This window comes from Nocardioides panacihumi, assembly GCF_039530925.1.
GTDB classification, from domain to species: domain Bacteria; phylum Actinomycetota; class Actinomycetes; order Propionibacteriales; family Nocardioidaceae; genus Nocardioides; species Nocardioides panacihumi.
In genome coordinates this window covers 162,690-174,342 of record NZ_BAAAPB010000008.1, presented here as the reverse complement: position 1 = coordinate 174,342, position 11,653 = coordinate 162,690, and the positions used below count along the sequence as shown (strand labels likewise).

The 11,653-nt window shown below is 70.3% G+C and carries 14 protein-coding genes; 7 read left to right on the top strand and 7 right to left on the bottom strand.

Annotation, left to right across the window (positions count from 1 at the left end):
• Positions 1 to 3: 3 nt before the first annotated feature.
• Complete coding sequence (locus ABD205_RS21775) at positions 4 to 645, top strand: hypothetical protein (protein ID WP_344048592.1); 642 nt, start codon at positions 4 to 6, stop codon at positions 643 to 645.
• A gap of 32 nt (positions 646 to 677) precedes the next feature.
• Positions 678 to 860 (top strand): hypothetical protein, encoded by a 183-nt coding sequence (locus ABD205_RS21770; RefSeq protein WP_344048591.1) that lies wholly within the window; start codon positions 678 to 680, stop codon positions 858 to 860.
• A gap of 56 nt (positions 861 to 916) precedes the next feature.
• On the opposite strand, the gene ABD205_RS22660 is transcribed toward ABD205_RS21770, so the two are convergent.
• The 4 genes from ABD205_RS22660 to ABD205_RS21755 all read right to left on the bottom strand — a co-directional run bounded on the left by ABD205_RS22660 (position 917) and on the right by ABD205_RS21755 (position 4,706).
• On the bottom strand, positions 917 to 1,108 hold the full coding sequence (locus ABD205_RS22660; RefSeq protein ID WP_425573091.1) for a helix-turn-helix domain-containing protein: 192 nt from the start codon (positions 1,106 to 1,108) through the stop codon (positions 917 to 919).
• Complete coding sequence (locus ABD205_RS21765; protein WP_344048589.1) at positions 1,105 to 1,332, bottom strand: hypothetical protein; 228 nt, start codon at positions 1,330 to 1,332, stop codon at positions 1,105 to 1,107. Before ABD205_RS21765 ends, ABD205_RS22660 begins: the two co-directional genes overlap by 4 nt.
• An 841-nt stretch (positions 1,333 to 2,173) precedes the next feature.
• The gene (locus ABD205_RS21760; protein ID WP_344048587.1) at positions 2,174 to 3,805 is read right to left on the bottom strand and encodes a hypothetical protein; all 1,632 of its coding nucleotides are present in this window, start codon (positions 3,803 to 3,805) and stop codon (positions 2,174 to 2,176) included.
• The gene (locus tag ABD205_RS21755; RefSeq protein ID WP_344048586.1) at positions 3,798 to 4,706 is read right to left on the bottom strand and encodes an ABC transporter ATP-binding protein; all 909 of its coding nucleotides are present in this window, start codon (positions 4,704 to 4,706) and stop codon (positions 3,798 to 3,800) included. The genes ABD205_RS21760 and ABD205_RS21755 overlap by 8 nt, the downstream gene beginning before the upstream one ends.
• 190 nt (positions 4,707 to 4,896) lie before the next feature.
• Here ABD205_RS21755 and ABD205_RS21750 point away from each other — a divergent pair, with 190 nt between their 5' ends.
• The 3 genes from ABD205_RS21750 (at position 4,897) to ABD205_RS21740 (ending at position 6,686) form a co-directional block, all read left to right on the top strand.
• Entirely contained in the window at positions 4,897 to 5,379 is a 483-nt protein-coding gene (locus ABD205_RS21750) for an adenosine-specific kinase (protein ID WP_344048584.1), read from the top strand.
• Positions 5,380 to 5,531: 152 nt separating this feature from the next.
• Positions 5,532 to 6,164, top strand: coding sequence for a hypothetical protein (locus tag ABD205_RS21745; RefSeq protein ID WP_344048582.1), 633 nt, complete (start codon positions 5,532 to 5,534; stop codon positions 6,162 to 6,164).
• 234 nt (positions 6,165 to 6,398) lie between these two features.
• On the top strand, positions 6,399 to 6,686 hold the full coding sequence (locus tag ABD205_RS21740) for a dsRBD fold-containing protein (protein WP_344048580.1): 288 nt from the start codon (positions 6,399 to 6,401) through the stop codon (positions 6,684 to 6,686).
• A 77-nt stretch (positions 6,687 to 6,763) separates the two neighbouring features.
• On the opposite strand, the gene ABD205_RS21735 is transcribed toward ABD205_RS21740, so the two are convergent.
• On the bottom strand, positions 6,764 to 7,342 hold the full coding sequence (locus ABD205_RS21735; protein ID WP_344048578.1) for a 2-oxoacid:acceptor oxidoreductase family protein: 579 nt from the start codon (positions 7,340 to 7,342) through the stop codon (positions 6,764 to 6,766).
• Between the two features lie 94 nt (positions 7,343 to 7,436).
• Positions 7,437 to 8,036 carry a hypothetical protein gene (locus tag ABD205_RS21730; protein ID WP_344048576.1) on the bottom strand — a complete coding sequence of 200 codons (600 nt, stop codon included), beginning with the start codon at positions 8,034 to 8,036 and terminating at the stop codon, positions 7,437 to 7,439.
• 626 nt (positions 8,037 to 8,662) lie between these two features.
• Here ABD205_RS21730 and ABD205_RS21725 point away from each other — a divergent pair.
• Together ABD205_RS21725 and ABD205_RS21720 are read left to right on the top strand one after the other, a co-directional pair.
• Entirely contained in the window at positions 8,663 to 9,559 is an 897-nt protein-coding gene (locus ABD205_RS21725) for a DMT family transporter (RefSeq protein ID WP_344048574.1), read from the top strand.
• Complete coding sequence (locus tag ABD205_RS21720) at positions 9,556 to 11,007, top strand: bifunctional DedA family/phosphatase PAP2 family protein (protein ID WP_344048572.1); 1,452 nt, start codon at positions 9,556 to 9,558, stop codon at positions 11,005 to 11,007. Before ABD205_RS21725 ends, ABD205_RS21720 begins: the two co-directional genes overlap by 4 nt.
• Here ABD205_RS21720 and ABD205_RS21715 read toward each other — a convergent pair.
• Complete coding sequence (locus ABD205_RS21715) at positions 10,903 to 11,652, bottom strand: PIG-L deacetylase family protein (protein WP_344048570.1); 750 nt, start codon at positions 11,650 to 11,652, stop codon at positions 10,903 to 10,905. The two genes, ABD205_RS21720 and ABD205_RS21715, sit on opposite strands and share 105 nt — an antisense overlap.
• Position 11,653: the final 1 nt, after the last annotated feature.

Below are 11,653 nucleotides of genomic sequence, written 5' to 3'. Positions count from 1 at the left end.
CGCATGAGCTACGTCGCCGAGACCGCCACATTGGCCTGGGACTACACGATGGCTGACGTCGAGAGCCTGGCTTGGAAGGCGGTCAACGGCACAAAGAGCTTCGGGCAGGTCACTAGCCTCAGTGACCGCCACGAGACTGCCTGGCACGCCATCGTGGTTTGGCTCTACGAGTCCAGAGAGCATCCCAGGGCCCACGACTTGATCCGAGCCGGACGCGACGCGATCTATGCCGAGCAGGCCCAGTGGCGGCAGATGTACCAGAAACAAAGCGGCAACACCGGCCGCGCCTTCGCGCGCTACTGGTCCCCGATCCGAAGCACTAGTGACGGCTTCTCAGATCACCTGGCAGATGTGCTGTCTCTTCCTGTCGTGCTCGCACTGCTCAACGCGTCCGAGTACGAAGCCATCGTCGCCCTGGCAGCCTACGGATCGCAGCCCGAAGCAGCGAAGGCACTTGGGATCCGAACCGGCACTCTTCAGGTCCGGATCCACCGGGCGCGCGCGAAGATCAACCAGGCGTGGTTCGCGCCCGAGACACCCCCTCGAGCCATCGGGCACGGAAGCCTCAAGCAGGCCGCCCCTTTACCTGACTTCGAGGATCCGGAATGTCGGCAGTCCCGGCTAGCGTGCGACCCAGCAACCTGACACGGGAAGGGCGGGGATCCACGTTGGCCACCATGAGGGAGATCGAGAAGTTGCGCAGCGACCTGCGCAGCCTTAAGACCACGTTGAGCATGGACCGACGCTCGGGCAGTCGAGCGAAAGAGCCGATCACGCGCGGGGAGCTCGCGGGCACTCTCTCGGAACTGGCCGGTGTCCTCGACAGGATCGTTTCGCTGATCCCCGCGGAGGAGCACTAGCCCGCGACGCACAGAACCGCCCCGACGTCAGCCGGGGCGGTTCCGTTGGTTGCTCGTCAGGCTGCGTTGGCGCGCGACCTCTCGACGAACGCGTCAGCCAGGGCCTCGAGAACCCCCAAGTCGGACGGGCGCTCATCCCTTTCGAGTCGTCCCAGGAAGCTGACGCTGACGCCCGCCCGGCCGGCGATCTCCCGGCGCGAAAGGCCCGCGACTTCGCGACCGTGGCGGATGACCCAACCGGCGCTCATCGCTGGACCCCCGAGAGCGTCACGTTGTACCCGTTCGCGGCCAAGGCGGCGGTTGCGTCTTCGAGTGCGGCGGGCATCTTGGACCTCTTTACGAAGATCCAGGTGCCCTGCTTGGACTCCGCGTAGGCCCAGTCTTGTGCCTCAGGCATCTCGTCGTCAGCGATGAGGACGACGTCGGCGGTTGTGTTGGTGATGGAACTGCGCATGCTGGATGGTGCGTTCATGATGCTGCCTCCTAGGTAAGACGGTTCAGTCCGCAGAAAGTCCGCAGGACATTCATCTGCAACGGGTGCGTCTCATCAACACTCGTCAGTGTCTCCGCAGGTCAGACGACACAACAGTCATCGACCGTTCGCAATCGTCACCGTGGGGCGAGTTCGAGCTGTACTACGACATCTGATGTCACCGAGATTCGTTTGATCGCGAAGGGCGCTTGAACGGCATCTGACCTGCGAAGACACCCTTTGGTCCCTTCGGGAGACCGAAGGGTGTCTTCGCTTCTTGTGTAGCAAACCCGTATCGAACATTCGGCACATCTGCGGATGCCTTCGGCTCGGATCACCTCGAATCTGACCCCGCCAGACGGGCCGTCATCGACATCGTGGACAGGAGTGTCGACCTCCCGTTCACATCGCTGAGCGGTCAGCCGCGCGAGTGGCGTGTGCCCGGGAAGCACACTGACGGACTCGCGATCGATCCCCGGTGGGACTTCCCAGTCCCGCCGGATCACAGGGCGTTCTCGTGCACCCACGTCGTCGACGACGGCGAGGCAGTTCTTTGGGCAGCCCGCCAATCGGACGAAGCACGCGGCGAAGACTGGAGCATCCACTGCGGCGCATATGGGCACGAGACCAACGACATGCGGATCGTGCACCTCGCCCATCTCGTTCGCGCCGCACCCAGCCTGCACCAGATCAGTGGGCTCGTTGCGGCGCGAACCAGATGGGCGAGGAGGCGTGGCGCGCCGATCCTGACTCTGACTGGGAGACCGCGCGGCTCGACTGACGTTGCTCCCCTGGGTGCGCGGTGTGGCGTATCCGGTCCTCACTGCCGGACGTCGACCTCTCAAGCACCGCTCAGGTCCCTGCGGTCGAACGCCACCGCGCCCAATCCCGCCGCCACGATCGCGATGACGCACAGCCACGTGATGTCCTGCCACTGCAGAGGCGAGGCCGGGACCGGTCCGAGGTGCGTGAGCAGCGCCGTGTCGAGCAACCAGTGGTTGTCGGTCAGCCCGGTGCCGAAGATCTCCACGACGAACGACCAGAGGACGAGGGTGTAGAGCGCCGGAGCGGCGAAGCGCGGCACCAGGCCGTAGAGCAACGTCCCGACGCCCAGCACGAAGAGCCCCGGCACGCTGATATTGATACCGGCGCGAAGCATCGCGTCGAGGCCCGTCGCGTCGCGGTGGAGGCCGGCCCAGCCACCGAGCGCGGCCGTCACGGAGCTGCCGAGCACCAGGCACACGGCCATGGCCAGTCGGCCGGCGAGCCAGGCACGCCGGCTCGCCGAGCGAGCGAGGAGGTGGTCGAGGTGACCGGCGGCCTCCTCGTTCCGCAAGGACGCGATCTGGGCGCCAGCCGCGAAGGCGAGGATCGCGGCCACGTAGAGGAACAGGTAGCCGATCCACGCCTGCGCTCCGGCACCTTGACCACCGAGCTGGGCGACCGTCTCACCGACGGTGCTGGCGAAGTGCGCCTCGTCCGCGGCCCCGGCCACGACGCCGAAGATCACCCCGAGTCCGCCGATCGCCGCGATCCAGGCGAGAACGACCCAGCGCTCGAGATGCCACGCCAGCCCGAGTGGACTGCCCGGGCGTCCACGTGCCTCGATCGCCGTCTCGACCTCGCGCTGTCGTTCCAGGGCGCCCGCCCCGACGTCGCGCCACCCCGCCACGGCGACGCAAGTGGCGGCGAGCACGCCGGTGAGGACCGCCACCAGGGCCAGCGCGGCTGGCTGCGGGTCGGTCAGGGGTCGGGCGTTCTCGATCCATCCGAGCGGGCTGGCCCACCGCAGCCAGCCGAGGCCGTCCCTTCCGTCGGCGACCAGACGCACCAGGTAGCAGGCCGCGAAGGCAGCCGTGGCCAACCCGCGGGCCTGCCGTCGCGTGCTCGTCAGCTGGCTGGCGAGTGCGCCGACCGCGAGGAAGAGTGCGGCGCTCGCCGTGGTCGCGGTCGCGTAGAACAGGGATTCACCGACTGAGAAGCCCACGGTGTCGGACGACCCGGCCAGGGTGGTGGCGACGGCCGTGAGGGCCCACAGCACCGACCACCCCGCGCCGAGCCCGAGCAGCGCCTGCCACGCAGCCCTCCTGCGCGACGTACGTCCTGCGAGCAGGAGCTCCCATCGTCCGGCGTCCTCCTCGCCGCGCGTGAGGTTGGTCGCCGCGAGGAGTCCCCAGATCGCGCCGACGATGATCATGAGGCCGAACACCCGCCAGGCCACCACACCGTCGACCGTGCTGAGCCGATGGCCCGGGCCGACGATCGCAGCGAGAGCCTGGTTGGTGCCGAACGTCGCCGCGAACTCCCGCCGTGAGGCCATCGTGGGGAAGGTGGAGCGGTAGGTCAGCGCCTCGTTGGCGATGAGCGCGCCGAACAGGAGTCCCCACCACACCGCCGGCCGGACCGCTCGCCTCGCCGTCACCGTCGTGACGACGGCAGACGTGCGGTCGGCGCGAGACGGTCCCTCACGCATGCGCGGACTCCCGCCCCTGCCCATCCGCACCGTAGTGGGCGAGGAACAGCTCCTCCAGCGAAGGCTCCCTGCTCAGCAGCTGGTGCACCCCCGAGGCGGCCAGCACGCCCAGCAGGGGCTCGACCGAGCCCACCACCTGGCAGTGCACCTGGTTGTCGTGCACCTCGGCCCGGACCACCCCGGCTACCCGCGACAGGTCAGGCGGATCGGAGTCGAAGGTGGCGTCGACCGAGAGTGCGGACAGGTGTCGGAGCTGCGCCAGCGTTCCCACCTCGACCAGCTCCCCCGCACGCAGGATCGCGACGCGGTCGCTCAAAGCCTCCACCTCGCTGAGGATGTGCGACGAGAGGAACACGGCCTGACCGCGGTGGCGGGCGTCGGCGACGCAGTCGCGGAAGACCTGCTCCATGAGGGGATCCAGGCCTGTCGTCGGCTCGTCGAGGATCAGCAGGTCCGCACGTGAGCTCAGTGCGGCCACGAGAAGGACCTTCTGACGGTTGCCCTTCGAGTACGCCCGCACCTTCTTGGACGGGTCGAGCCGGAACCGCTCGACCAGCTCGGCGCGATACGCGGCGTCGACGCTGCCCTGGACGCGGCCCAGCAGACTCAACGTCTGCGCGCCCGTCATGCCGGGCCACAGGTTGGCCTCTCCAGGAACGTACGCGACGCGGCCGTGCGCCCGGGCAGGACGGGCCTGGGCGTCGACCCCGAAGAGCTCCGCCGTGCCACCCGTCGCCCGCGCCAGCCCGAGGAGGCACCTGATCGTGGTGGTCTTGCCTGCACCGTTCGGACCGAGATAGCCCACCACCTCACCGGCGGCCACCTCGAGGTCGAGGGGGTGCAGCGCGACGTTGCCCCCGAACGACTTCGTGAGACCCGACGTACGGATTGCCGGCACCATCGCGACCTCCTGGGCGCTTGCGACGCTCCACCCAGCCTGTGAGGCCCCGCCGCGGGCTGACAGGGCCATAGGGCCCGGCAGGACGGGCACCTCGTCCCTACGCCGGCGTGGCCGGCGACGCGAGACTGCTCATGACGCTCGACCGGGCATGCCGGCCGCGTCGCGCTCAGCGGACGAAGGGAGGCACGCCGTGGACCTCACCGTGGTCCGGATCGACAAGCCCGACGACATGAACGTCATCCTCGCCCAGTCCCACTTCATCAAGACGGCCGACGACGTCCACGAAGCGCTCGCCGGCGCAGCCCCCGACCTGCGCTTCGGGCTGGCGTTCTGTGAAGCGTCCGGGCCACGCCTCGTTCGACGCTCCGGCAACGACGCACGGCTCGTGGACCTGGCCGTGACCAATGCCCTCGCGATCGGGGCAGGTCACTCACTCATCGTGTTCCTCGAGCACGGCTACCCCGTCAACGTCCTCAACGCGCTCAAGCAGGTCCCCGAGCTGTGTCGCATCATCTGCGCTACGGCCAACCCCGTCGACGTCGTCGTCGCGCAGACGGACCTCGGCCGGGGCATCCTCGGCGTCGTCGACGGCGGCTCCCCTCTGGGGGTCGAGACGGAGTCCGACGTGACCGACCGACGCCAGCTCCTGCGGGACATCGGCTACAAGCTGTAGCACCGCCAACCGACGCAGCTGGTCCCTCGAGACGGGTACGACGGCCGACCGCCCTCCTGCGATCGTCCGCTGCCATGCCCACTGGAAGAGGGCCGCAACCTCCGGGACCTTCGGCCCTTGGGCCTCGCTGACCTGCATGATCGGCTCGAACCGTGAAGTCAGCCCGGTCGTCGATGGTCGTGGTCACGGTGCTCGTCGGAGCCCTGGCGGCCGGGTGCGCCAGCGGCTCCACGGGGATGATGGGCCACAACGGATCCGGCTCCAACACTCCCGGACCTGGGACGGGGCGGAGCTCCGGCGGCTCGGAGCCGGGGCCGGCGCCGTTCGGACACGGCCGGTCGCGGCTGACCTGTTCGGCGCCGTCCTCCCTGCCGGGCACGACGGTGTACGTGATGCTCGGAGACATGGGCATGCCTGGCATGCGCGGCGGCGTCGCCCCGGTCGGCCCGCGCATGATGCTGCGCGCGGCTCCCGCGAGGGTGCCCGCCGGCGAGGTCAGCTTCGTGGTCGCGAACATGGGCCGGCATGCGCACGAGATGGTCGTCCTGCCGCTGGCTCAGGGGCGGTCGATCGGACAGCGCGTCGCTGGCGCTGACGGTCGCATCGACGAGGCCGGAAGCCTCGGTGAGGCGTCGGCGTCATGTGCCGGAGGGGAAGGCCGAGGCATCGGCGCTCGGGCGGTCGGCTGGACGACCGTGACGCTCGCGCCCGGGTCGTACGAGCTGGTGTGCAATCTGCCGCACCACTACTCCCAGGGGATGCGGCAGCTGCTCGTGGCGTCCTGAGGCCGTCGCATGCGCGCGGAGGACGCCGACCCTCGGCCAGCACCCCACCTCCTCAAGGCTCGTCCGTCGGAGGTGCGACGGGCAGGAAGGTCCGTGGAGTGGAGCGCGGCAGGACCAACGTCCCCACGGTGGGTGACGCACGACCGCATCGCCCGCGCAGCGCTGCATCGAGCATGGAGGAAGTGGCCGATCGGCGGTCACGTCGGGTCTGACCGACGCAGAGAGGACGTGACCATGCGCGAGAAGACGTGGCGGGTGTCCATCTACCTCTCCGAGGGCGAGGTCTGCAGTCCGGTCGAGGCCGTGTTCACTGCCGACGACGGCCGGATGCTGCGCGAGACGGTCACGGCCCGTGCACGCCGGCGGCCCGGCAAGCGGTACGAGCCGTGCATCGAGAACGGTCTGGCGGTCGCCCTCGCACTCTCCGCGATCAGCGACGCGCTGTTCGCAGACACCATCGAATCCGTCCTGTGCGCCGCTCCTGCCCCCGCCCCCGACCGGGTTGTCGCCGCCGTCGACTAGGCCCGTTCGTGACTAGGCCGTTCGTCGAATAGGCCCGTTCGCCCGGGGTGAGGCGAGCTGCTGCGGCAGGCCTCGCGTCACGCGTCGGCCGAGGTGAGCCCGCTCAGTGCGATCTCGTGGGCTTGCTCGGCCAGTCTCACGTTCGGCACGGCCAGGTGCTCGTCGAAGGCCATCCGGACGGCCGAGAGCACCGACGCCAGCGAGACGACACCCGTCAGCGCTGCGAAAGCACCGAGGAGGGCGGTGTTCGGCAGAGGGCGACCGAGAGCGGCACGTGCCAGGTCGGACGCCGGTAGCGCGAGGGCGTGCCCGGGGCGCAGCATCGACTCGATGCTCTCAAGACCGAGCTCGCTGAACGACTTCGAGGTGTTGAGGAGCACGAAGGCATCGGGACCGAGACCGTCGAACAGGCGCACCTGGTGGATGAGCGTCGGGTCCTGCACGATCAGCGCGTCGGGCCGCGCGATCGGCTCGTGGATCCGGATGGGCCGATCGTCGATCCGGCAGAAGGAGACCACCGGAGACCCGGTGCGTTCGGAGCCGAACGTGGGGAAGGCCTGCGCCTCCCGCCCCTCCTCGAAGGCGGCGACGGACAAGAGCTCCGCCGCAGTGACCACTCCCTGACCGCCCCGGCCATGGATCCGCACCTCGAACATGTCTGCTTCCTCTCTCAACGGCCCGCCGATGACAGGCGACGGCCGCTCCGAGGTGACTCGGAACGGCCGCCTGATCGCTACGCCTACCGCCCCATCAGCGCAGCCAGGGGAACCTCTGGACGAGCTCGGTACGGGACCAGAGCTCACCGAGACCCCAGGTGTCGCCGGCCTGCGTGAGTGCCAGCGCCACGACGGTGATGCCACCGAGGATGTGCTCGTCGATGATCGGGTTGTTGGCCGGCGGCAGGACGACGCTCCACATGAGCAGGTAGAGGAACGCGCCGGAGACTGCTGCGATGCGCATGCCGATGCCGAGCGTCAGGGCGAGCCCGATGCCGAAGAGGCCGATCATGAACAGCCAGTCGGCCCACCAGGCGCCGGCGATGTTGTTGTAGAAGCCCTTGAACGGTCCGTCGGCGCCGAACTTGAGGAAGCCCTCCGTCGGGCTGCCGCCGTGGATCCAGGCGGCGGTGCCGAAGCGGTCGACGGTGCCGTTGTCGGCCTTGCCGGTCGCATAGCCGAGCGCGAGCAGCTTGTCGAAGAACGCCCACAGGAAGGTGAACCCGAAGGCGATGCGCAACGTCGCCAGCACCCGGCGTGCAGCGACGGAGCGGACGACAGGCTCGGCCGCGGCGATGACCCTGATCGTGGCCCGCGTCGAACCGCTCGAGATGTGGTGGTGTGTTGCGGTCATGACGACCGCCTCCTTGGGTGGTGACGGGAACATTTCCTTGCACCATCAGCCTCGTGGAGCGTGGCATTCCACGGCAGTGACGAACGTCTGAAATCAGAAAGGCATTTGGTCCCGCCGCTTGCGGGTCGGCTGTCCTGGGGGCAACCGAGGTTGGTCGATGCGCTCACGAACCCTTCACGAAGCCGGGCATACCGTCCGCAGCGTGCACTGCGACCGGCCGTCCTCGAGTCCTCCACACAGGCGTCCATGACGGTCCACGTTCCGTGCCGTTGCCGCACCGTGATCCGAGTCCGCTGGTCGAGGTTCCTCGTGGTCTCAGCCTCGATGACCGAGACACCGGGCGGGGCGGCCGGGCCGGCCGAGCTGACGCGCGACGACTCGGGCTGGACGACTCTCAGGACCGATCAGCCGGGCGACTACCTCGTGCGTGGGCGTGTGTGGGGGCGTGCTGACGCCTGATCAGACGCGCTGCCGCGATGGATGTGCACGGCCGGTCGACGAGTGCGGCAGCCCCGCCCCTTGCCGCCAGGGACGGGCCCGACCCACGCTGATCCCATGACAGGACTGGCGAGCAGGCCGGAGACTCTTTCATGCCGCCTTCATCCGCTGTCTCCTAGCGTCGCGACGTGAACGTCGCCGCGCTCTGGATCGCCGCCCTGTCCGCGGCGCTCTTCGCCGTGTCGACGTCGCTGCAGCACCACGCGAACGCGGCCGTGAGCGACGAGCTCGGGGCCGCGGGCGCGCTGCGGGTGCTCCTGCGACGACCCCGGTGGGTGCTGGGACAGGCCATGGCGCTGGCGGCGTTCACGCTGCACTCGTGGGCACTCCATCTCGGCGTGCTCGTCCTGGTCCAGCCCGTCGTCGTGTCGGGGATCGTCCTGGCGGTGCCGGTGCGCGCGGCCCTCTCGCGGCAGCGCCCGAGTGCGAGCGAGGTCGCCACGGTCTCGCTGACCGCAGCCGGCTTGGCACTCTTCCTGGTCGCCGCCGATCCCCGGTCGTCCCAACAGGCAGCGCCCACCGCAGCGGTCGTGATGACCGCGGTCGGCGCAGCGGTGGCGGCCGCGGCCGCGGTGTGGGCAGGGCGGCGTCGAGGCGTACGCCGGGCCACCGGCTTCGGCTTCGCGGCGGGTGTCCTCTTCGGGGTGACCGGCGGCCTGGTCAAGCTCGCGGCTGCCGACGGCGCCCGCGGGACCGGGTTCACCGAACACGTGTTCTCGCTGGTCACCGCGTGGCCGGCCTGGGCCGTCGTCGTGGTCGGACTCTCGGGCGTCGCGCTCAACCAGCGCGCCTACCGAGCGGGACCGCTCTCGGCGTCCATGCCTCTGCTGAACATGGTCGACGTCCTCGTCGCCGTCACGTTCGGCGTCCTGGTGTTCGGAGAGGTGCCGGCCCACTCCCCCGCCGCGCTGGTCGCCCAGGCCGCTGCCATCGCACTCATGACCACCGGCCTGCGCCGCCTGGCCCGCGACGAGACCGCCGAGCAGGCCGTCGAGCAGGCCGCCGCACGGGTGCCCGCGCGGTGATCGATGCGCTCGCGAAGTTCGTGCTCGGACTGCCCGGATGGGTGGCGCTCGCCTTCGTCTTCGCACTGCCCGGGCTCGAGTCGTCCGCGTTCGTCGGCTTCGTCTTCCCGGGCGAGGTCGCGCTGATCCTGGGCGGCGTCCTCGCCGCTCAGGGGGCGATCCCCCTGTGGGCCGTGCTGGCGGTGGGGTTCCTGGGCGCGGTGATCGGGGACAGCGTCGGGTACGCCGTCGGTCACCGATACGGTCGCCCGATCCTCGACGCGACCGTGGGCAGGCTGGTGAAGCCCGACCACGTCGACCGGGCCGAGCGATACCTGGCCGAGCGCGGCGGGAAGGCCGTGTTCCTCGGTCGCTTCACGGCCGCGCTGCGGGTCATGATCCCGGGCATGGCCGGGATGGCGGGCCTGCGGTACCGGGTCTTCCTCGCCTACAACGTCGCCGGCGCCGCCGGCTGGGTGACCCTCTCGGTGCTCCTCGGCTACATCGGCGGGGCCAGCTGGAAGCACGTGGCCCACCTCGCGTCGAGGATCGGCCTCGGAGCGCTCGCCGTTCTCATCGTGCTCGCGGTGCTTCCCCTCGTGTGGCGACGGGTGCGTCGCGCGTCCTGGCTGCGCCGCCTGGCCGAGCATCCGCTCCCCCGCGGTCTGGAGCGCCGCTTCCCCCGGTCGACCCGCTGGCTCACCCAGCGGCTCGACCCCCGGGTCCGCTCCGGCCTGCCCGCGACGATCGCGGCCGTGGTGCTCGCCGCCGCCACCTGGACGTTCCTCGGCATCACGCAGGACGTCTCGGCCGGCGAGGGGCTGACTCGGACCGATCCCGGCGTGCACACCTGGGTCCTCGCGCACCGCACACAGGCACTGGACACGTTCTTCCGGCTGACCACGCACCTGGGCTCCACCATCGTGCTGGTCCCCGTCCTGGTGGTCGTCGCCGCACTGCTGACCCGCCGTCGGCGTACGCCGGTCCCAGCCGTGGCCGCCTTCGTCGTCTTCGGGGCCGCGATGCTGCTGCACGCCCTCGTGCGGCAGCTGGTGCACCGCGCGCGGCCGCCGATGAGCGACTGGATCGCGCCGGCGTCCGGCTTCTCCTACCCGTCGGGACACACCACCCAGGCCTGGGCGGCCTGGGGCCTGCTGGCCCTCTTCGCCTGCGTGTACGGCGGCCGCCGGCTCCGGCCGTTCGCGATCACCGCCGGTCTGGTCATCGGTGTCGTCGTCGCCGCGAGTCGGGTCTACCTGGGTGTGCACTGGCTGACCGACGTCCTGGGCGGCGCCACGATGAGCGTCGCCCTCCTCGCGCTCGCGAGCCTGGTCTGGCTGCTCCTCGCGCCGAGCGAACGCCCGCTAGACCACCTCGTGGAACCACTCCCGACCGAGGATCCGGCGGGCGAGCGGACGCGGCAGGGACCGCAGGAGCGCCACGGTCCGGATCCCGCCGCTGGCCTGTGAGGCGTGCGCCCCCAGCGCGGCACGCTTCGCCGCGACCTGGTCGCGCACGTCGGCTCTCAACGACACGTCCGACCGGTCGCTGTAGATCTCGTCACCGGGCAGGGTGAGCCCCGGGAGCAGGCGCTCGAGGGGGCGCACCAGGCGAAGGCCCCGCAGCAGCCAGGTGCGGTCGAGGGTCGCCTCGAGGAGTCGCGGACGGCGCGCCGCGAGCTGCTGTGCCGCCCGCGCGACGTGGTGGACGTGGACGTGGTCGGGGTGTCCGTAACCGCCGTTCGCGTCGTAGCCGGTGAGGATGTCGGCGTCCTCCTCGTCGAGGACCGCGGCGAGGGACCGTGCCACGTCGGCGACCGGTGCGTCGACGAACCGGTTCGGCGCGGTCGTGGGCGCCTGCGCCATCCCGGAGTCGTCGTAGCCGAGCCAGGCGACGCGTGCGACGCCGAGCGCGTCGGCGGACGCCAGGGCCTCGGCCCGACGCGACCGCCCCAGGGCGTCCTGGGCGAACGTCTGGCCCGCCAGTCCGGCGCCGCCGTCGGTCGCGAACACCAGCACGACGCGGTCGCCCCCGGCGGCGCGCTGGGCGAGCCAGCCACCGGTCAGCAGCGCCTCGTCGTCGGGATGGGCGTGCAGCGAGACGACCGTGCCCATC